17 protein-coding genes and 1 tRNA gene are annotated in these 20,421 nt (G+C 68.4%); 7 read left to right on the forward strand and 11 right to left on the reverse strand.

Features of this window, described 5'->3' with window-relative positions; all coding sequences use genetic code 11:
* Positions 1–20: 20 nt before the first annotated feature.
* The 3 genes from NWF34_RS21650 to NWF34_RS21660 all read right to left on the reverse strand — a co-directional run bounded on the left by NWF34_RS21650 (position 21) and on the right by NWF34_RS21660 (position 6,558).
* Complete coding sequence (locus NWF34_RS21650; protein ID WP_024498180.1) at positions 21–4,175, reverse strand: AAA domain-containing protein; 4,155 nt, start codon at positions 4,173–4,175, stop codon at positions 21–23.
* A gap of 73 nt (positions 4,176–4,248) precedes the next feature.
* Positions 4,249–4,539 carry a rhodanese-like domain-containing protein gene (locus NWF34_RS21655; protein ID WP_006437908.1) on the reverse strand — a complete coding sequence of 97 codons (291 nt, stop codon included), beginning with the start codon at positions 4,537–4,539 and terminating at the stop codon, positions 4,249–4,251.
* Between the two features lie 249 nt (positions 4,540–4,788).
* Positions 4,789–6,558, reverse strand: coding sequence for a DEAD/DEAH box helicase (locus NWF34_RS21660; protein ID WP_024498178.1), 1,770 nt, complete (start codon positions 6,556–6,558; stop codon positions 4,789–4,791).
* Between the two features lie 233 nt (positions 6,559–6,791).
* Here NWF34_RS21660 and NWF34_RS21665 point away from each other — a divergent pair, with 233 nt between their 5' ends.
* The 4 genes from NWF34_RS21665 to NWF34_RS21680 all read left to right on the forward strand — a co-directional run bounded on the left by NWF34_RS21665 (position 6,792) and on the right by NWF34_RS21680 (position 12,028).
* Positions 6,792–8,579 (forward strand): long-chain fatty acid--CoA ligase, encoded by a 1,788-nt coding sequence (locus tag NWF34_RS21665; protein WP_024498177.1) that lies wholly within the window; start codon positions 6,792–6,794, stop codon positions 8,577–8,579.
* Positions 8,580–8,685: 106 nt separating this feature from the next.
* The gene (opgC, locus tag NWF34_RS21670) at positions 8,686–9,912 is read left to right on the forward strand and encodes an OpgC domain-containing protein (protein WP_024498176.1); all 1,227 of its coding nucleotides are present in this window, start codon (positions 8,686–8,688) and stop codon (positions 9,910–9,912) included.
* Complete coding sequence (locus NWF34_RS21675) at positions 9,909–11,099, forward strand: PLP-dependent aspartate aminotransferase family protein (RefSeq protein WP_024498175.1); 1,191 nt, start codon at positions 9,909–9,911, stop codon at positions 11,097–11,099. Before opgC ends, NWF34_RS21675 begins: the two co-directional genes overlap by 4 nt.
* 59 nt (positions 11,100–11,158) lie before the next feature.
* Positions 11,159–12,028, forward strand: a complete 870-nt coding sequence (locus NWF34_RS21680) for a DUF1206 domain-containing protein (RefSeq protein ID WP_024498174.1) — start codon at positions 11,159–11,161, stop codon at positions 12,026–12,028.
* Here the strand turns inward: NWF34_RS21680 and NWF34_RS21685 are convergent.
* Complete coding sequence (locus NWF34_RS21685) at positions 12,006–13,628, reverse strand: methyltransferase (protein WP_191834908.1); 1,623 nt, start codon at positions 13,626–13,628, stop codon at positions 12,006–12,008. The genes NWF34_RS21680 and NWF34_RS21685 overlap by 23 nt on opposite strands.
* Positions 13,629–13,976: 348 nt before the next feature.
* On the opposite strand from NWF34_RS21685, the gene NWF34_RS21690 reads away from it, so the two are divergent.
* Complete coding sequence (locus NWF34_RS21690; protein ID WP_191834907.1) at positions 13,977–14,507, forward strand: hypothetical protein; 531 nt, start codon at positions 13,977–13,979, stop codon at positions 14,505–14,507.
* A 42-nt stretch (positions 14,508–14,549) separates the two neighbouring features.
* Here NWF34_RS21690 and NWF34_RS21695 read toward each other — a convergent pair.
* A tRNA-Leu gene (locus NWF34_RS21695) sits at positions 14,550–14,631 on the reverse strand.
* A gap of 97 nt (positions 14,632–14,728) precedes the next feature.
* Between NWF34_RS21695 and NWF34_RS21700 the strand changes: the two genes are divergently transcribed.
* Positions 14,729–15,157: a transcriptional regulator gene (locus NWF34_RS21700; protein ID WP_191834906.1), complete on the forward strand. Its 429-nt coding sequence runs from the start codon at positions 14,729–14,731 to the stop codon at positions 15,155–15,157.
* The gene (locus NWF34_RS21705) at positions 15,154–15,504 is read left to right on the forward strand and encodes a DUF3817 domain-containing protein (protein WP_191834905.1); all 351 of its coding nucleotides are present in this window, start codon (positions 15,154–15,156) and stop codon (positions 15,502–15,504) included. Before NWF34_RS21700 ends, NWF34_RS21705 begins: the two co-directional genes overlap by 4 nt.
* Positions 15,505–15,647: 143 nt before the next feature.
* Here NWF34_RS21705 and rdgB read toward each other — a convergent pair whose 3' ends face one another.
* The 6 genes from rdgB to NWF34_RS21735 all read right to left on the reverse strand — a co-directional run bounded on the left by rdgB (position 15,648) and on the right by NWF34_RS21735 (position 20,421).
* Entirely contained in the window at positions 15,648–16,265 is a 618-nt protein-coding gene (rdgB, locus tag NWF34_RS21710) for an RdgB/HAM1 family non-canonical purine NTP pyrophosphatase (protein WP_191834904.1), read from the reverse strand.
* Positions 16,265–17,020, reverse strand: coding sequence for a ribonuclease PH (rph, locus tag NWF34_RS21715; protein ID WP_006437895.1), 756 nt, complete (start codon positions 17,018–17,020; stop codon positions 16,265–16,267). Before rph ends, rdgB begins: the two co-directional genes overlap by 1 nt.
* Positions 17,021–17,092: 72 nt before the next feature.
* Positions 17,093–17,857, reverse strand: a complete 765-nt coding sequence (locus NWF34_RS21720; RefSeq protein ID WP_006437894.1) for a cyclic nucleotide-degrading phosphodiesterase — start codon at positions 17,855–17,857, stop codon at positions 17,093–17,095.
* Positions 17,858–17,937: 80 nt separating this feature from the next.
* A complete protein-coding gene (gene murI / locus NWF34_RS21725) occupies positions 17,938–18,768 on the reverse strand; it encodes a glutamate racemase (protein ID WP_035760327.1) in 831 nt (276 codons plus the stop codon).
* Entirely contained in the window at positions 18,765–19,397 is a 633-nt protein-coding gene (locus NWF34_RS21730) for a rhomboid family intramembrane serine protease (RefSeq protein WP_024498172.1), read from the reverse strand. Before NWF34_RS21730 ends, murI begins: the two co-directional genes overlap by 4 nt.
* A gap of 52 nt (positions 19,398–19,449) precedes the next feature.
* Positions 19,450–20,421, reverse strand: a complete 972-nt coding sequence (locus NWF34_RS21735; RefSeq protein WP_006437891.1) for a PLP-dependent cysteine synthase family protein — start codon at positions 20,419–20,421, stop codon at positions 19,450–19,452.

Below are 20,421 nucleotides of genomic sequence, written 5' to 3' on the forward strand. Positions count from 1 at the left end.
ACCCGCGTCACTTCCCGCGTTCAATCACCCACGGTCAGGTCGATCGGGGTCCACGTCGGCGCGTCCTCCGCGGCCGGCCGCTCGGTGAGCGAACCGGGCTTGCAGCCGCGCGCCTCGAGGGCCGCGGCCACCGCGTCGATCACCCGGTCCGGATCGAGTTCGAACTCCGACTCGCGGACCCGCGCGAATTCCCATCCGCAGCGCCGCAATTCACGCTCGCGCTCCAGATCCGAACGGGCCTGACGCCCGGTCCCCGGGAACGCGTCGGGATCGCATTCGACGGCCATCCGCGCGTCGGCGCCGAGTACCACCAGGTCGATGATGCGGTTGTTGACGGTCACCTTCGGGGTGACGTGATAGCCGAGTGCCGCGAGGCGGTTGAACACCCGCTGTTCGAGCAGGTTGTCGAAGGGTTCGACACGACGATCGTCGGGCACGTCGGTCGGCATCGGGCTGATCGCGAGACCCTCGTGGGCGGTGAAGTACGACAGCAACGAGTACCGGAGATCGTTGTGCCGCAGGTCGTCCAGGCCGATCGAGTGGAACAGCCAGACCTGGTCCATGGCCCGGGTGGCCGCGACGTTGATCCGTCGCTGCGACTCGGCGCGGGTCAGTGCCGAGATCGCCGATGGGTCGGAGACCACCATCGACAGGAAGACGACGTGGCGCTCGTCGCCCTGGAAGTCGGGCGGGGTGCCCACCCGGATGCGCCGGGTGCGCCACGCCTGCGCGTCGAGTCCCTCACGCAGGGCCCGTTCGAGCGCCTCGACCTGCTTGGTGCCCTGCAGTGCGATCACGCCGAAATCCCGGTCGTCGTAGGCAGGATCGCCCAGACACCGCCGGAGGGCCTCGACGATCGCCTCCACCTCGGCGTCGTTGACCAGTCCGGATCCGCTTCCGGTGGCCTGACCGTCGACGGCGACTGTCCGCAACGGCTCGAGTCGGTCCGAACCGTACTGCCGCACCGGGATCAACGGCGCGTTGCCGTAGAACTGCTGCGACGAGAACTCGATGATCTCCGGCATCGACCGGAAATGCTCGCGCAGCCCGACCACGTTGCCGAACCGGCTGCGGAGCAACGAGAACAGACTCGACCGCGGGGTGAGTCCGTCACGAAGGTAGGTCGGCAGATCCGGGAGCGCCGCATCGAGTTCGGCGAAGGCGTCGTCGAGCGTGGTGCCCGCGAGTCCCACCGGCGCACACTGCTTGTCGTCGCCGACGACGATGATCCGAGGCGCGAGCCACAGCAGGAAGGAACTCGTGATGTCGGCCTGCGACGCCTCGTCGACGATGACGACGTCGAAGGAGTGCCGCCGCGGCGGAAGCGTCTCCGCCACCTGGCTGATCGACATGATCCAGGCCGGGATCGCGTTCTGCGCCACCGACATCGCCTCGCGCGCCGCACGCCGGAAGCGGTTCGCGTGCTTACCCGATCCCTTGCCGAGGTTGATCATGTGGTCGCGGTAGGACTGCAGCGCCTGGATCTCGCCGGTCGTGGTGCGCACCAGCAACTCCCGCCAGGCACGTGCCGAGGCGAGCCGGGTGGTCAACTGGGCGATGTCGACCTCGATGGCATCCAGGTCGGCCTGTATCCGGGCTTCGGAATGCGGATCGCTGCGCTCGGACACCCAGGTGTGGGCGTACCTCCACGCCCAGGCGGCGGACATCTCCCGCGCACGATCCGACCAGACCGGATCGGAGGGCGTCGCCCACATCGTCCGGGCCAGTTCCGGGGCGCGACTCTTCAGACGCAGTTCGAGCAGATCGAGGGCGGTCTCGGCGTTCGCCTGCTCCTGGGCCCGGAGGAATGCCCTGCGCGCCGAACGGATCGCGTCGGCATCGGCGCTACCGAGCGCGGCGAGCAGCGCGTCCCCCTCGGGCGAGGGACCTTTCTCCAGCTCGGCGGCGAGCCCGTAGGCGCAGTCGGCGAGCTCACGTTCGGCCAGGGCGGCGTCGTTGGCGGCCGCGATCGACCCGGCCTGCTTGGCCACCTCGGCGATCTCGGCGACGCTGCGGGGTCGCGGGCCGCCGGGGCTGATGGCCTCGAGTTCGTGGACGAGGCGGTCACGGCCGGTGACCAGCCGTGAGATCCACGCCAGCTGGGAGTCGAGCCGGACGAGCTGATCGACCTGCGCGGACCGGGACCCGGAGGCGTCGACGGGTACATGGAGATCGGCCAGGATGCGATGGACCTGATGGACGGCGTCGACGACCGTCAGGTGGTCGGCGACCCGCCGCAACGATGCCTCGTCGGTCGGGACACGACCGTCGACCGTCGCCCGCACCGGCGATTCCTCGACCGCTCGCTGCTGCGGAGATCGACGTAGCCGGCCCCGCCACTGGCCGCCGTCCGCCAGATGGTCGGCCGCCGCGTCGAACAACGCCGCATCGCCCGGTCGGTCTCCGTCGACGAGGACCGTGTGTGCGCCCAGCTCGCGGTCGCGCCGAGCGGCTTCGGCGATCACCGGGGACAGGGTCGTCACCCGCGACCACAGGTGGGCTGCGCGGCCTGCCAGCAGACGGTCGGCCATGTCGACCATCGGAGCGGGGAACGACGACACCTCACCGGCGGCCACACCCAGCTCCTCGCAGAGCTGCTTGATGGAGAGCAGTCGTTCGCTGTCGACGCCGTCGAGAGACGGGAGCAACGATTCTGCGCCGTGATGGGGTTCGTGCGGGCGGGCGGCGATCCGCGCGCAGATGGTGTCCATCTCGGTGGGCTCCGGCAGACGGCCGGCGAGGTCGGGGAACCGCTGGGTCAGCCGCCCGGTGTCGCCGCCGGTCACCTTCAGCAGTTCGACGAGCCGGGAGAACTCCGCGGAGTCGAGCGGCGGGACCGCACCGTCGAGTCCCGGTGGCATCCAGTCATAGCGCTCGGCGTCGCGCTTGACCTGGCGGACGATCTCCGCCGGGGTGCCGCGGTAGTCCCCCGCCACCCACTCGTGGACCTCGGTCTCACCCGCCCGGAGATCCCAGAGCGCACGCATGATCTGGTCGCGCTGGTGCAGGGCGTGGTCGCGGCGGGCCTCGAGGTCGGCGATCTCGGCGTCGGCGACGGACATCGAGAACGCCGACTTGCGTGCGGCGAGGTTCTCGACCACCGACACGATGGTCTCGGCACGGTCCTGGGAGATGTCGGCGATCGACACCGTGAGTTCCCGCAGCGCGGGCGGGAGCATGTCCCGCAGCACGTGGAGCGCGTGCGCCTTCTCACTGACGACCAGCACGCGCTGACCCTTCGCCAGCAGCGCCGACGTCACGTTGGCGATGGTGTGCGTCTTGCCCGTCCCGGGCGGTCCCTCGACCACCACGCCGCTGTCGTTGCCCAGCCGGACCAGCACGTCCCGCTGCTCGACGTTCGACGGCAGCGGGAAGAGCGCGTCGGCGATGAGACGTTGGGGCGAGAGCACATCGGGGTCGTCCAGGGCGGCGAGCCGGTCCTCGGCGTCGATCGGCTTGACGAGCTGGGCCAGACCGACGGGCACGCTCGAGTCCTCGTCGCGCAGGTCGTCGATGATCTCGTCGTAGAAGGCGAGCGAGTTCTCGACGCCGCGGCGCCGCAGGACGATCGCCGGCCGCATGTCGAGCGCGAGGGTGGCGCGGTCCGCGTCGATCTCGATCTCGCCCAGCCACTCACCCACGAGGTCGGTGACCTTCTTCGCGACCACGGACGGCTGCTCGGCGAGTCTGGTCCGGGTCTTCACCGCTCCCGCGAGTTCCAGTCCGTCGACCGCGGCGAGGAGATGGGTGTCGTGCATCGTCGGCGCGGATCCCGCGCCGAGTGACAGCCGGATGGCGCCGGACCCGTCGCGGTCGGCGACCACGGCCTGGGTGAGCAGATGCTCGCGGACCAGGGGTTCGGCGCCGGCATCGTCGTGGACCGTGACCAGAGCGTTGGCCAGGACGAGTTCGAGCGTCTCGGGACTCGCGGACAGTTCGTCGACGAGGCGTGCGACATCGGCGTGGACCGCGTCGGCGGAACCGATCTCGACGACGACCTGACCCGGTGCGGCCGCGGGCCGTACCGGGACCGGCGTCGAGGCGCCGACCCAGACGTGGCCGGCGTGGTCGTCGATGTCCCGGACATCCCCGGAGCGCGAGCGGACGACGTCCCGCAGGAACGCCATCAGCCGGGTGACCTGGTCTCGCAGCGTCTCGCGAGTGTCATCCTGCATCCGATGGGTTCCTCTCGTAGCCGGCGTTCCTACGCTACCAAGCCGCTGGTCAGAGGAACGGTGGTGGAACCTCTCAGGTGGTCGAGCGGAGTGCCCGGTACCCGCCGTCGACGTAGCGGACGTTGGTGTACCCCAGGTCGGCGATCTGCTCGGCGATCCGCGGCGCCTCCGAACTCACCGACACCACGGCGATCTCCGTGTCTCGCGCGATCTTTTTGCGTCGCGCCTCACCGGCGTCCCGGATGACCGGGAAGGTTCCGGTCGGGGTGGGACTCAGGAGGTCGGGAAGCTCGCTGGGTTCGACCACGAAGGCACCGGGAAGACTGCCCTGGTGGCGCACCACCTGCGGGCGGGCATCCACCATGACCGCGTTCCCTGCGCGGCTGTGGTCAATTGCTTCGGCTGCTGAAATTGCACTCACCACTGACACTGGTGACTCACCAATCCTGTGCTCACTCGTAATCGTCTGTCACATCCACCGGCGTATCCGCCGATCGGGATGGACACCTTGAAGACCCCCGCTTCAAGGTTACGGAATGATCTCGGTTTGACAAGTTCCGTCACTGTCATTGCGGAACGCTGAGCGAAAACCCCCGCTCAGCTCAGCGCGGTATCAGGACCGGCGACCGCGACCCGCGACCCGCGGCGACGGCCGCTTGCCCCAGTTGTCACGCCCACCCTGCGGTCCACCGCGCTTGCCGCCGCGGGTGCGCGGGGAGCCGAGGTCCTTCCGGATGTCGATCGGGTTCTTACCGATCTTGGTGTGGCGGAGCGACGACAGGGTCTCGTTGTCGAGGTCGTCGGGCAGCTCGACGAGACTGAAGTCGTCGCGGATGCTGATGTTGCCGAAGTCCGCGCGGGTCAGGCCGCCCTCGTTCGCGATCGCGCCGACGATCGCACCCGGGGACACCTTGTGCTTGCGGCCGACCGCGATGCGGTAGGTGGCGAAGTTCGCACCGGGCCGGCGCGGGGTGCGCTCCCGTTCACGGTTCGCCCGCTTCTCCGACTCCGGCGGATCGGGCGACAGGAGGAATCCGCCGTCGCGTGTCTCGAGGGCCAGCGCGGCAGCGATGTCGGCCATCGCCACGTCGTTGTCGCGGGCATAGTTCTCGATGAGTCCGCGGAACAGGTCCAGATTGTCCGAGGAGAGGTTCTGGGTGATCGACTCACCGAACTTCGCGACGCGCTGCGCGTTGACGTCGTCGACGCTGGGCAGGCCGATCTCGGTCAGTTCCTGACGCGTCGCCCGTTCGATGGCGCGCAGCAGGTGGCGCTCACGCGGCGAGACGAAGAGCAGCGCGTTGCCCGAACGTCCGGCGCGGCCGGTGCGTCCGATGCGGTGCACATACGACTCGGTGTCGTGCGGGATGTCGTAGTTGACGACGTGCGAGATGCGGTCGACGTCGAGACCACGGGCTGCCACGTCGGTGGCCACGAGGATGTCGATCGAGCCGTTCTTGAGCTGGTTTATGGTCCGCTCGCGCTGCGCCTGAGCGAGGTCGCCGTTGATAGCGACCGCCGACAGTCCGCGCGAACGGAGCTTCTCCGCGAGTTCCTCGGTCGCCTGCTTGGTGCGGACGAACACGATCATCGCGTCGAATTCCTCGACCTCGAGGAATCGGGTCAGCGCGTCGAGTTTGCGCTGGTGGGACACCTGCAGATAGCGCTGCGTGATGTTCTGCGCGGTCGCCGTCTTGGACTTGACGGTGATCTCCTGCGGCGACTTCAGGTAGCGCTGGGCGAGCCGGCGGATCGAGCTGGGCATGGTCGCGGAGAACAGAGCGACCTGCTTGGTGTCCGGAGTCTCGGCGAGGATGCGCTCGACGTCCTCGGCGAAGCCCATCGTGAGCATCTCGTCGGCCTCGTCGAGCACGAGGAACTCGAGTCCGGAGATGTCGAGGGTCTTCTTGTCGAGGTGGTCGATGACACGACCGGGCGTGCCGACGATCACCTGCGCGCCGCGCCGCAGGCCCGCGAGCTGCACACCGTAGGACTGTCCGCCGTAGATCGGCAGGACCTTCACCTCGGGCATGTGCGCGGAGTAGCGACCGAAGGCCTCGGACACCTGCAGAGCCAGTTCACGCGTGGGCGCGAGGATCAGTGCCTGGGGCGTGCGGGCGGAGGTGTCGAGCCGCGAGAGGATCGGGATCGCGAAGGCGGCGGTCTTGCCGGTGCCGGTCTGCGCCAGGCCGACGACGTCGCGGCCGTCCATCAGCGGCGGGATCGTCGCCGCCTGGATCGGCGAGGGGGTCTCGTAGCCGACGTCGGTGATCGCGGCGCGGACTCGCGGCTCGATGCCGAGATCGTCGAACGAACCACCAGGGGCGTCTTGTGCGGAGGTGTCAGCCGGCGCGCTGTGCTCGCCTTGTTCGGAAGTGCTCATGCGCGGGTCTCATTCATCGGACTCAACTGTAATCGCACCACCCCGGAATGTCGGCATCGTGCCACGATCGCGTCACATAGCGCAGCTGAACAGCGAGTAAGGCACTATTGGCGGCACGTGTGATGCATCACACCGATACTGGTACTGTCAGTGCCACTCAAACGGCGTAGTGCCCGGTCACCGCGGAACTGACGCCGGAAATGTCCAGATATAGTTGCCGTCACAGGAGTGCCATGCAGCAGCAGTACGCCACCCCGTCTGATCTCACGATCGACGAGAAGGCGAACCTCGTCGACTCGATCCTTCGTTATCGGACCGAGCGGCCCACGATGCCTCTCTTCCGCAAGCGCTCCCACAATCAGTGGATCAACGTCACCGCGAAGCACTTCGCCGACGAGGTCGACGCGGTCGCCAAGGGACTCGTCGCGTCGGGCATCGAGCCCGGCGACCGCGTGGCGATCCTGTCGTCGACGCGGTACGAGTGGACCGTTCTCGACTACGCCATCTGGCGCGCGGGCGCGTGCACCGTCGCCATCTACGAGACCTCGGCCCCCGATCAGGTGCAATGGATCCTCGAGGACTCCGGAGCCAAGCTCCTCTTCGTCGAGGACCAAGGCCATTACACCAAGCACATCCGGGTGATCGACGAGACGCCGACACTCAAGGAAACCCTGGTCATCGACGAGCACGCGCTGCCGACGATCACCAAGCGCGGCGCGAAGACGGCCGACGACGAACTCGACCGCCGCTACGCGAATTCGCTGTCGTCCGATGCCGCGACCCTCATCTACACCTCGGGCACCACCGGTCGTCCGAAGGGTGTCCTGCTCACCCACGCCAACTTCATGGCCGAGTGCGCCGCCACCCGCGACGCCGTCGGCGCCGGTCTGGCGGAGGGCAAGACCACTCTGCTGTTCCTCCCGCTCGCCCACGTCTTCGCACGCGTCATCGCGGTGGCCAGCGTGGAGAACGGGGTCATCCTGGGCCACACCAACGACATCGCCAATCTCGTCAACGATTTCGCGGTCTTCAAGCCGCACTACGTGCTGTCGGTGCCGCGCGTGTTCGAGAAGGTCTACAACTCGGCCAAGCAGAAGGCCTACGACGGCGGCAAGGGCTCCATCTTCGAGAAGGCAACCGACACCGCCATCGAGTACAGCAAGGCCACCGAGGACGGCAAGGTCGGCCTCGGCCTGAAGCTCCGCCACGCCTTGTTCGACAAGCTCGTCTACGGCAAGCTCCGTGCAGCTCTCGGCGGCCAGTGTGAGGGTGCGATCTCCGGTGGTGCACCGCTCGGCGCCCGCCTCGGCCACTTCTTCCGCGGCGTCGGCATCCCGGTCTACGAGGGCTACGGCCTGTCGGAGACCACGGCCGCGGTCACCGCGAACAACGAGGAACACCAGAAGGTCGGCTCGGTGGGCCGCCCGGTTCCCGGTGTGACGGTCGCCATCGCCGACGACGGCGAGATCCTCCTCAAGGGGCCGGTCGTCTTCGGCGGCTACTGGCGCAACGAGGCCGCGAGCGCCGACGCGATCCGCGACGGCTGGTTCCACACCGGTGACATCGGCACCCTCGACGACGGCTACCTCTTCATCACCGGCCGCAAGAAGGAGCTGATCGTCACCGCGGGCGGCAAGAACGTCTCCCCTGCTCAGCTCGAGGACTCGATCCGCGCCCATCCGATGATCAGCCAGTGCCTGGTGGTCGGCGACAACAAGCCGTTCATCGCCGCACTGATCACCATCGACCCGGAGGCCGTGCCGGGCTGGCTGGAGCGTCACCATCTGCCCGCCGACACCCCGCTGTCGGAGCTGATCGAGAATCCGGACCTGAAGGCCGAGATCGACGCCGCGGTGAAGGACGCCAACAGCAAGGTCTCCAACGCCGAGGCGATCAAGAAGTTCACCATCCTCGACACCGACTTCTCGATCGAGACCGGTGAGCTGACGCCGACGCTGAAGCTCAAGCGCAACGTCATCCACGACGCGCACAAGCAGGCGATCGCCGACCTCTACACGTAGGCGCCCGCGTCGGATACACGCAGGCGTCCACTCGTCAGCGATTTCCGTCACGACTCACCGCGGCCCGGGATGACTCCGGGCCGCGGTGAGTTCTATCTTCAGATCAATGTCTCAAGAACGAGGGTCTGGGAACCGAGATCTCGCCATCGACGCCACCCGCGGGGTGGCGATCTGGAGCATGGTCACCGCACACTTCGCCACCGACGCCCCGCTGGCGTCTCCCACGCACGCGTTTCCCTACGTCGACGGCATGTCGGCATTCGTCATGCTCTCGGGCATCGTGCTGGGCCTCGTGTACCAGCGCTGGGCGACGCGCCACGGGTTGCGGTACGCCTACGTCCGGCTGGCCAAACGGATCGCGGTCCTCTATGTGTGTCAGCTGGTCATCGCGCTGGTCGCCGTCGCGGCAGCACTCGCGGGGCACCGCTGGCTGACGCTCCTGCTCCCGGTCGACGGCTGGATCGACGGCATCTGGCTCTCGGTGACGATGCAGTACCTGCCGAGCGGCGGGAACATCCTGCTCCTCTACATGGTGCTGATGGTCTCGGCGTTCGCCCTGTTCCCTCTCCTCCAGCGTGGCTGGTGGGCGTGGACCGTCGCCGTTTCCCTGGCGTTGTACGTACTCTCGCTCGTCTGGTCCCCGGACTGGTTCTACGTCAGCGCCTACCAGGCGGCCCCCCACATCCAGAACGTGGCGGGATGGCAGATCATGTTCATCCCGTCGGTGGTGATCGGCTGGAACTGGTCCCGCTGGCGTGTCCCGGAGTTCATCGACCGCTGGCTCGTCGTCATCGTCGCGGTCGCGGTGACGGTCGCGCTGTTCTTCCACTACGGAGTCGACGTCGGGCCATGGGCGCACCTCGAGCCCACCATCGCCGACAAGCTGGACTTCCGGCCCGCGCGTGCCATCGGCGCCTATCTGGCGATCCCGGCCATCTACGGAGTCTTCCGGCTGCTGCTCCGGTGGTGGCATCACGACTGGCTGCGTCCGCTGGTGATGACCGGGACCCGGAGCCTCGACTCGTACGTCATCCAGGCGATCGCGCTGGTCGTCGTACCCATTCACATCGCTCACCGCCCGTGGGACACGATCACGATGCAGGCCGTCGCGCTACTGGTCTTCGGCATCTGCTGGGCGTGGGCCGAGTTCCGGTACTTCACCCACATCGACAAACTGCACAAGGTCCCCGGACGAGTCGTGCGTGGCGTCCTGCCACACCGTGACGCAGCCGAGCCGGGTCCCGTCACCGACGACGCCCCTGGTGTCGAGACCTATCTCGAACCCGGAGTGCCGGCCGACGATCAGCCGCAACCGACAGGAGCACATGCATGACCAGCGAGACCATCCCCGGTGACATGACACGCAGCGTGCATTCCGGGAACGACTCGTCGGGTCCGTCGGTCCGCACGCCCATCACGATGGCGAACTCGTATCACCTGCCGCCCGAACCGGAACAGATGAGCTGGTCGGGTACCGAGCAGCTGTTCTACACGCGCAACACCGGCGCGAACCAGGTCGCGCTTCAGGAGAAGCTCGCCGCACTCGAGGAGGCCGACGACGCGGTGGTCCTGGCGTCCGGCGTCGCGGCGCTGCACGCGGTGTTCTTCACCTTTCTCTCGACCGGCGACCACGTCGTCGTCTCGGACACGACCTACGAGGCGACGTGGAAGCTGTGGGCGGAGCTGTTGCCGGACAAGTACGGGATCGAGGCGACCTTCGTCGACATCACCGATCCCGACAACGTCCGGGCGGCACTGCGTCCCACCACGCGGCTGGTGGCGGTCGAGACGATCGCGAATCCGACGACGAAGGTCGGGGACATCGCGGCGCTCGCCGACATCGCGCACTCCGCCGACGCCCTGCTGCTCGTCGACTCGACCTTCACCCCACCTCCCCTGTACCGGCCGCTCGCCGACGGCGCCGACCTCGTCGTGCATTCGCTGACCAAGTACATCAACGGTCACGGTGACGCGATGGGCGGCGCGGTGCTCGGTCGGTCCGAACTGATCGGCCGGATCAGAGAGCAGGCGATGGTCGACGTCGGCGGCGTGATCTCTCCGTTCAACGCGTGGCTGATCGCCCGTGGTGCCATCACCCTGCCGCTGCGACTGGCCCAACATCAGCGCAACGCCGAACGCGTCGCCGCCTTCCTCGACGCCGATCCGCGCATCGCCTTCGTGCGCTATCCCGGTCTCACCTCCCATCCCGAACACGAGCTGGCGGCACGCCAGTTCGGCGGACGCGGGTTCGGCGCGATGATGGCCTTCGCCGTCCGCGGGGACTCGGCGACCCAGAACCGTTTCGTCGGAGCCCTGAAGGTGATCACGTCGGCGGTGTCGCTCGGCCACGACGAGTCGCTCATCGTCCACGTCGGACCCGAAGGCCCTCGCGTCGCCGTCTATCCCGAGCCGTTTCGGCAATGGGGGCACCTGAGATTCTCCGTCGGCCTGGAAGACGCCGACGATCTGATCGCCGACCTCGCCCAGGCTCTCGACGCAACCTTCCCGAGCGCCGGCTGAGCGCGCGTATCGTTCGAGGCGCCGGCCTCTCGTTCACCCCCCGGCGAAAGGCGGCGGCGATGTCAGGCAACCCGGTCATCGGCGCGGTCGATCGCGCCACCGAGAGCCCGTGGTTCGAGCATGTGGCGCGTGCCGGCCACGCCCTCAGCGGGCTCCTCCACCTGCTCATCGCCTACATCATCGTGCGACTCGCATTCGGTGACACCGGGACGGCCGACCAGTCCGGGGCGCTGGGGATCTTCGCCGGCAACCCCGGGGGCCGGCTCGCGCTGTGGGTGGCCGCCGCGGCTTTCGCCGGCCTCGCCCTGTGGCGCATCGCGGAGGCGATCCTCGGGCCGCACCCGACGGAGCCCGGCAAGGAGAACGACGGTGCCCAGGACTGGCTGGACCGCGGGAAAGCACTGTCGCTGGCCGTCGTCTACGTCGGATTCGCCTGGACGGCCGTGCGATTCGCTCTGGGTAACGGCCAGTCGAGCGGAAAGCAGAACGCCGGACTCACCGCACGCCTGATGGAATCCGGCGGTGGGAAGTTCGTGGTGGTGGTGGCCGGCCTGATCATCATCGGCGTCGGCGTCTACCACGTGTACAAGGGCGCGAGCCGCTCGTTCCTCGATGACCTCAAACCCCCCATCGGTCGCTCGACCTCCGATGACGTCACGACATCCCGGGCCGGGGCGTCCGGCGACCGGGCCGCGACCATCGCCGGGGTGGTCGGATACTGCGGCAAGGGGCTCGTGCTGATCGGTACCGGCATCCTGGTGATCGTCGCGGTGGCGACCGCCGACCCGTCGAAGGCGAGCGGGATCGACGGGACGGTCAAATCACTGGCCGGGCTGCCCGCCGGACAGGTGCTGATGATCCTCGCTGCGATCGGTATCGCCGCCTACGGCGTGTACTGCTACTGGCTCACCCGTTACGCACGGATGTGACCGACCCCGGCAGCTCTCCGTCGGCCTCGTAGAGAATCCCGCGTCCGATCGCCTCGCGGACCACCGGCAGTGCCGCGGTGGCCAACGCATCGGCGTCGACACCGTGGAAGCCGGCGAGCAGCTCGATCAGGGCGTGGAGCGGAACCTGCCCGCGACATCCGGCGAGCAGTGCGCGTGACACCTCGTCGACGCCGAGAACCGCGGCGGGACCGCCGGGGCGGCGGACGGCGGCCCCGACCTGTTGCCACCCGTCCTCGCCGGGCAACGAGTGTTCCTCGAGCATCACCGGCGCGACCGAGAGTCGCTTGTCCAGAAGTTCCGCGTCGGAGGTCTCGCGCAGGTATCGCCTGCGGGCCAGGAACGCCTGTGCCTCCGGGCCGGTGACCTCTTCACCGGCACCGGTGATCTCCTCGATCACGACGTCGGGTTCCCGGTCCTCCCCCGCCTCCGGTGCGCGGACGGTGATGGAACCCATGCCGATGGCCACGATGTCGTTGTCGTCGAACCACTCGAGCCACTGCTCCCCGCGGCGGGCCGCGGCCTGTTCGTCCTCCCCGGCGTCGGAGAGCCACAGGGACACGTAGCTGATCGGATCGGCAGCCTCCCGCTGGACGACCCAGGCATCGAGGCCGGTTCCGTCGAGCCATCCGCGGACCCGGTCACGCCAGTCCGCACCGTCGCGGATGATCCAGTTGGCCAGGATCTGGGCGGTGCCGCCCGGGTTGAGGTGCGCCGGCAGCTCGCGGATGAGCTGCTCGCACAGCGCATCTCCGACGACGCCGGAGTCCCGGTAGATGTAGTCCTGACTGCCGGTCCCGACGACGAACGGCGGGTTGGAGACGATGAGGTCGAAGCGCTCCCCGGCCACGGGTTGGAACATGCTGCCGGCGCGCAGATCCCACGACATCCCGTTGAGGCGGGCGGTCGCCCGCGCCAGTGCCAGCGCCCGTTCGTTGGTGTCGGTGGCGACGATCTCCTCGCAGTGCGAGTTCAGGTGCAGCGCCTGGATGCCGCACCCGGTGCCGATGTCGAGGGCCCGTCGCGCCGGTTCGCGAATGATCGCGCGCGCCAGGGACATCGAGGCCCCACCGATGCCGAGCACGTGGTCGCGGGCCACGGGACCGGGCCGCATGGCGGCGTCCTGATCCGCTACGACGAGGAAGTCGTGGGTCTCGTCGGCGTGCGGGCGGATGTCGAGGCTCGCGCGTATCGCTCCGCCGTCGAGCCGGGTGAGGACGCCCTGGGCGACGAGTGCGTCGACGCCGGCGGACGGGAACGCTTGGGCGACGACGTCTTCCGCTTCGTCCGAACCGAGCAGGAAGAGCCGGATGACGGTCGCGAGGCGCGACTCACCGGCACCGCCGTCGCGCTGTTCCGCCGCGGTCGCGGCCACCGCGGGCCACCACACCCCGCGCAGCAGTGCGGCGTGGACATCCTCACCGAGGAGTTCGGTCACGCCGTCGGTCGTGTAGCCCGCAGCGCGGAGGTCGGCACCCAGGGCGTCGACGACCGTGTCGTCGGTGAGCGGGTGGACGACCGTGTCGTCGACGAGCGGATGAGGGGAGGGATGTCGCGCTGTCACCTCGTCGAGGCTACTCATCGTCCGACAATCGACGATCGTGGAGACCCTCGTCGTCAGCAGCCGGACCCCACGCCTGGATCCACCGTCCGGGACCGGTGGATCTCGGCTCGACGTGCAGACTTCGATCGAGGTCTGCAGGTCGAGCCGACGTCGACCTGTCACGGCTTGGGGGTCTGCTCCGAGAAGAGCCGGGCCCGGCACCGATCCGGCAGAGGCAAGAATTCCGGAGCGGCAACGATTCGGTCCCATTCGGGATGACAACGCCTGTATTCAGTATGATCACCCCTACGGCCTGGTCAAACGTGCCATTTCGGTGCGTTCGGCCACCCGGAGAGCACATTCCCTGACCGGAAGGACGGCAACGCGATGAGCGCACCGGAGAGCAGCGGCGATCGCGCGAGCGACGCGGTGGACACGGAGAAGGATGTCGTCGACGCCGATCTGCCGACCGATGACGAGGACGCAACGGTGGAGATCGCCCCGGAGGTGCTCCTCGCCGAAGACAGCAGCACCGACGACGCCGCCCCGGTCGAGGAGGCCCCGGTCGAGGAGGCCCCGGTCGAGGAGGCCACGGCCGAGGACACCCCGCTCGACGCTCCGGTTGACGAAGCGACCACCGAGCAGTCCGAGGAGTCCGGCGCGGACGACCTCGCCGACGCCGCGGATCTGGAGGGTGTGCACGTGTCGTCGCGGGTGCGCGTGACGCTGGAGGACGGCACGACGCGCGAGGGTGAGATCGTCGACGACTTCGCCGACCTCGCTCCCGGCGACCAGACCGTCGAGGCGCGCATTGACGAGGATCACACCGCCCGGCTGCGGCGCTGGGCGATCTCGACCGACGACCACGACATCGTCTTCGCCGACGACGACGCCGTCGAACTCCTGAACGTCTCGTAGCAGCAATGCGCGCCATCGGCGCACATCTTCTACGAAATCCGGTGCGCGAGGGGGGACTTGAACCCCCACGTCCGTAGACACTGGAACCTAAATCCAGCGCGTCTGCCAATTCCGCCACTCGCGCTCGGTGCGTTCCCGGCGTAGAACCGGGCTCTGCACTGTAACCGCGACCACCCTACCGGCCGCGTTCTGATCATCGCAGGCCAGGTACCTTGAAAGGTATGTCCTCGTCCCCCCGTCGCACGCACCGGCCGGCTCTCGTGGTGCTGACCGTGGTCGCCGCGGCGGCGTGTCTGATCCTCGCCTGGTGGCAGTGGTCGCGCTTCGAGTCGTCATCCGGCAGCGGCCAGAACCTCGGTTACGCATTGCAGTGGCCCGCCTTCGCGATCGCCGTGATCTACGCCTACCGACGATTCGTCGTCCTCGAAAGGGACCCGGAGGAAGCACGTAAGGCCGCGGCGGACGCGCGTGCCGCGGCCGAGATCCCCGAGGGCATCCTCCCCGAGCGCCCGACCACGCCGAGCGCATCGTCTCTCGCGACCGACCACGATCCGGTCAAGGACGCAGCACTCATCGAATACAACCGCTACCTGGCCGAGCTCAGATCGGCCGACACCACCGACGCCCCGTCATCGAAAGGCCCGCAGTGACCGAGACCGCATCCACCGCTTCTGCCCGCACCGCCCCGGTGGAGAAGGTCCGTGGGGCCCTGTTGAGGTACCGCGTCCTGGCCTGGATCACCGGCGTCTGGCTGCTTCTGCTCGTCGCCGAACTGATCCTGGCGTACGGCTTCGACAACAAGGCGCTCGACTTCGTGCCGATCGTCCACGGGTGGGTCTACTTCGTCTACCTGATCATGGCGATCGACCTGGCGATCAAGGTGCGTTGGCCCGCGGGCAAGACGATCATCACCGCGATCGCCGGCACCATTCCGTTCCTGTCGTTCTGGTTCGAGCACAAGCGCACCCGGGAAGTGAAGGCGCAGTTCAACCTCTGACCCTTCGAGGCTCGTCGCTACGCTCCTCGCGCCTCAGGGAGCGGGGACGGCGAGCGCCTCAGGGAGCAGTGGCGGCGAGCGCCTCAGGGAGCAGTGGCGGCGAGCGCCTCAGGGAGCGGTGGCGGCGAGGGTACCGGCCCAGCTCAGGAGTTCGCGAGCGCCCGCAGGGCCGGGACCAGCTGTGCCAGCGCCTTGCCACGGTGACTCAGCGAGTCCTTCTCCTCCGGGGTGAGTTCGGCCGACGACCGGCCCGCGGCCGGCTCGTCATCGGGCGCGAACAGCGGGTCGTAGCCGAAACCGTTCGGTCCGCGCTCGGCCCGCAGCACCCGCCCGCGCCACTCCCCGCGCACGACCGTCTCGGTCCCGTCCGGCAGCACCAGCGCGCATGCCGACACGAACGCCGCACCGCGTCGTTCGTCCGGGGTGTCCGACAGCTGGGCCAGTAGCAGGGCATTGTTGGCATGGTCGTCGCCGTGCCTGCCCGACCAGCGCGCCGACAGCACTCCGGGCATACCGTTCAGTGCGTCCACCGAGATCCCGGAATCGTCCGCGAGACAGGGCAATCCGGTGGCACGCACACCCGAGCGCGCTTTGATCAGCGCGTTCTCCTCGAAGGTCGCACCGTCCTCGGGTTCCTCGGGGTACTCGGGCACATCGTCGAGACCGAGGATCTGCAATCCGGTGATCCCCGCGGCGTCGACGACGCGCTGCAGCTCGGCGAGCTTCTTGCGGTTACGGCTCGCGAGCAGGACCTTCGACATCAGGCGTTGCCCGGAAGCTGACCCGGGTACGGCTCGGCGAGCACCGCACGCTGAGCCTCGAAGAGCTTCTGTGTCCCGACCGCGGCGACGTCGAGGAGCGCATCGAGTGTCGACCGTGCGAAGGTCGCTCCCTCTCCGGTGCCCTGTACCTCGACGAGGGTACCGGCGTCGGTGGCGACGACGTTCATGTCGACCTCGGCCCGGGAGTCCTCTTCGTAGGGCAGGTCCAGACGGACACGGCCGTCGACGACACCCACACTCACCGCGGCGATGGCACACGAAAGCGGTTGGGGGTCAGACAGTTTGCCGGCTGCACGGAGATAGGTGACGGCGTCGGCGAGGGCCACGTAGGCACCGGTGATCGCGGCGGTGCGGGTGCCGCCGTCGGCCTGCAGGACGTCGCAGTCGAGGGCGATGGTGTTCTCCCCCAGGGCGGCGAGATCGATGCAGGCCCGCAGGGACCGCCCGACGAGTCGGCTGATCTCGTGGGTGCGGCCGCCGATCGAGCCCTTGACCGATTCGCGCTTGTTCCGCTCGTGCGTGGCCGCCGGGAGCATCGAGTACTCGGCGGTCAGCCAGCCGAGGCCCGATCCGCGGCGCCACGGCGGCACGCCCTCGGTCACGCTCGCGGTGCACATCACGCGGGTCTGCCCGAACTCCACCAGCACCGATCCCGCGGGATGGCTGGTGAAGCCGCGGGTGAAGGAGATGGGACGCAGTTCGTCGTCGGCTCGGCCGTCAGCTCGTGTGGTCACGGGTCCAACTGTAACGACCACGGTCGGACGCCTCATGACCCACTCGACTGTGACCCACTGACGCAGGGCGCCCTAGAGCAGGTCGATGACCTGTCCCTGCCGGACCAGATCGACCGGCCCGGAGAACGTACGGCGCGCCTCGGCGAGGATCTCCGCCGAATCCGTCCACGGCGCCACGTGAGTGATCGCCAGCGCCCGCACATTCGCCTTCGTCGCGGCCTCCCCCGCCTCGATCCCCGACAGATGGAGATCCGGTGGGCGTTCCGATGGCGAGTGCGTCCACGACGCCTCGCACAGGAACAGGTCGGCGTCGGCGGCGAGGTCGATGAGTTCGTCGCAGGGAGCGGTGTCACCGCTGTAGGCGATGACCTGACCCTCCGGCCCGGTGATGCGCAGCCCGAATGTGGACGGGGGGTGGTTGACGTTCATCGCCTTGATCCGCATGCCCCCGAGGGTCACCTCGAGACCGTCGTGCCACTCCTGGACGTCGAAGGTGTCGGTGATGTCGTCGACCTGGCCGGGATACTCCGACGAGCCGTAACCGATCCGTAGCGCGGTGCCCGGTGGGCCGTAGAGAGGCGCACGTTCCTTCGCCGGCGACGGTGCATAGCGTCGCCAGACGAGCATCGCCGGCAGGTCCAGACAATGGTCGGCGTGCAGGTGGCTGAGCACCACCGCGACGCTGTTCGGATCGGTGACCCGCTGCAGCTCGCCGAACACCCCCGGTCCGCAGTCCAGCAGCACCGGCTGCTCGCCGGGGACGGAGAGCAGGTAGCCCGAGCACGCCGCCCCCGGACCGCCCACACTGCCCGAACATCCGAGGACCGTGAGACGCATACGCCCTACTGTGCCATGCCCGCGCCTTCTGCTGTCGGGTTACCGGGTCACAAGTGAGCCGCGAAGATTGCCCGAGTCGGCTAAAGGTGCTGCACGGCACCGACGACCGGCCCGAGGAACCGTCGCGACAATCTCGCGAACATCTCCGGGTCGCCGGTCGCCTGGAATACGCGCGACGCCTCCCGGCCGGTGTGCGGATGCAGCAGGTCTTTCTCGGTGAGGACGCGGAAGAGGTCCTTGGCCGTCTCCTCGGCGCTGGACACCAGCGTCACCTCGTCGCCCATCGCGAGCTGCAGGACCCCGGTCAGCAGCGGGTAGTGGGTGCAGCCGAGTACGACCGTGTCGACGCCGGCCTGCTGGAGGGGTTCGAGGTAGCCCTGCGCCAGACCCAGGATCTGCCGCCCGCTGGTGATCCCGCGTTCGACGAAGTCGACGAAGCGCGGGCAGGGTACGGCGGTGATCACCGCGTCACGGGCGGCGGCGAACGAATCCTCGTATGCGCGTGAGGCGATCGTCGCCTCGGTGCCGAGCACACCGATCCGGCCGTTCTTGGTGGCGACCACCGCACGACGCACCGCGGGGAGCACGACCTCGATCACCGGGATCGGCGCGTATCGCTCACGCGCGTCGCGTAGGCATGCGGCCGATGCGGTGTTGCAGGCGATGACGATCGCCTTGACACCCCGCTCGGCCAGATCGTCGCCGATCGCGAGGGCGTGCTTGCGGATCTCGGGGATCGTCAGCGGCCCGTATGGGCCGTTCGCGGTGTCGCCGATGTAGACGATGTCCTCGTCGGGCAGCAGGTCCATGATGGCGCGGGCGACGGTCAGACCGCCTACGCCGGAGTCGAAGATCCCGATGGGTGCCTCGGGATCGGCGGCCCAGACGGGCGCCGTGGGTTGTGCGGCTATGACGCCACCCCCGGGGTCACGGTGCGCTGCCGCTTCTTGCGGTCACGCGCGGCGAGGAACCAGGCGGCGAGCACGCCGGCGATCGCGCCGAACAGATGCGCCTGCCACGAGACGAGCGGATTCGTCGGCAGCACGCCCCAGAGGATCGAGCCGTAGATCAGGAAAAGCACCACGCCGCCGAGGATCTGCCACAGGTCGCGGTTGAACAGTCCGCGCACGACGAGGAAGGTGAGCCAGCCGAAGATGATGCCCGACGCGCCCACGGTGATCGAGTAGGGCGCGGCGAAGAGCCACACTCCCAGACCGGAGATCACCCAGATGATGCCGGTGACGACGAGGAACCGCTGGGTCATCAGCACCAGGAAACAGAGCACCGCCCCGGGCATGAGGTTGGCGAACAGGTGCTCCCAGTCGGCGTGCAGCATCGGCGCCCAGAGGATGCCGTCGAGTCCGTCGACCTGGCGGGGCTCGATCCCGTTGGAGTCGAGGTCGTACCGGGTGGCCGCGTCGATCAGCTCGATGACGAACAGCGCCGCGATGATGCACACGGTGGTGATCAACGAACGCAACCAGAGCGGGCGGGAGCGCCGCTGCGGCTCCTGCCCGACCGGTGAGGTGTACGACGTCATGGCCATTTTCTCTTCGGGTCTCGACTCTTGTGGATGGCGTCCCGGGGGCCGGTCACGCCCAGAGCTGACCTTCGAGTGCCTGCTCCGCGTCGTCCAGGCTACCTTCGTAGACCCCGGTCGACAGATACTTCCACCCCGCGTCGGGCACCACGAAGCCGATGTCGGCGCGCGAGCCCTCCTTCATGGCCCGCCGGCCGATACCGCGCGCGGCCTGCAGGATCGCGCCGGTGGAGATGCCCGCGAAGATTCCCTCGAGGTCGATCAGTTCACGCACCCGGGCGACCGCGTCGACGCCGGTGACCGAGAACCGGCGCGTCAACACCGATTCGTCGTAGAGCTCCGGGATGAATCCCTCGTCGATGTTGCGCAGGCCGTACACCTCGTCGCCGTAGCGGGGTTCGGCCGCGACGATCTCGATCTCCGGATTGCGTTCACGCAGAAAGCGTCCGACGCCCATCAGCGTCCCGGTGGTGCCCAGTCCCGCGACGAAGTGGGTGATCTCCGGGAGGTCGGCGAAGAGCTCCGGGCCGGTCCCCTCGTAGTGGGCGGCGATGTTCGCGACGTTGCCGTACTGGTACAGCATCACCCAGTCGGGGTTCTCCGATGCCAGCTTCTTGGCCACGGCCACCGCGGTGTTCGATCCGCCCGCGGCCGGCGAGGAGATCACCTTCGCGCCGAACATGCGCAACAGCGACCGACGCTCCTCGGAGGTGTTCTCGGGCATCACGCAGATCAGTTGGTAGCCCTTGAGTTTCGCGGCCATCGCCAGCGAGATCCCGGTGTTGCCACTGGTGGGTTCGAGGATCGTCGAACCCTCGTGCAGCAGCCCGTCGCGTTCGGCCTGCTCGATCATGCGCAGCGCGGGGCGGTCCTTGATGGAGCCGGTCGGGTTGCGGTCCTCGAGTTTGGCCCAGAGTCGCACGTGGGGCCCGTCGGCCGAGTCGTCCCAGCGCGGGGACAGCCGCGGGAGGCCGATCAGCGGGGTGTTGCCGACCGAGTCGATGAGCGAGTCGTAGCGGGTCAC

It is taken from the genome of Gordonia sp. GONU (assembly GCF_024733855.1).
GTDB classification, from domain to species: Bacteria; Actinomycetota; Actinomycetes; order Mycobacteriales; family Mycobacteriaceae; genus Gordonia; species Gordonia amicalis.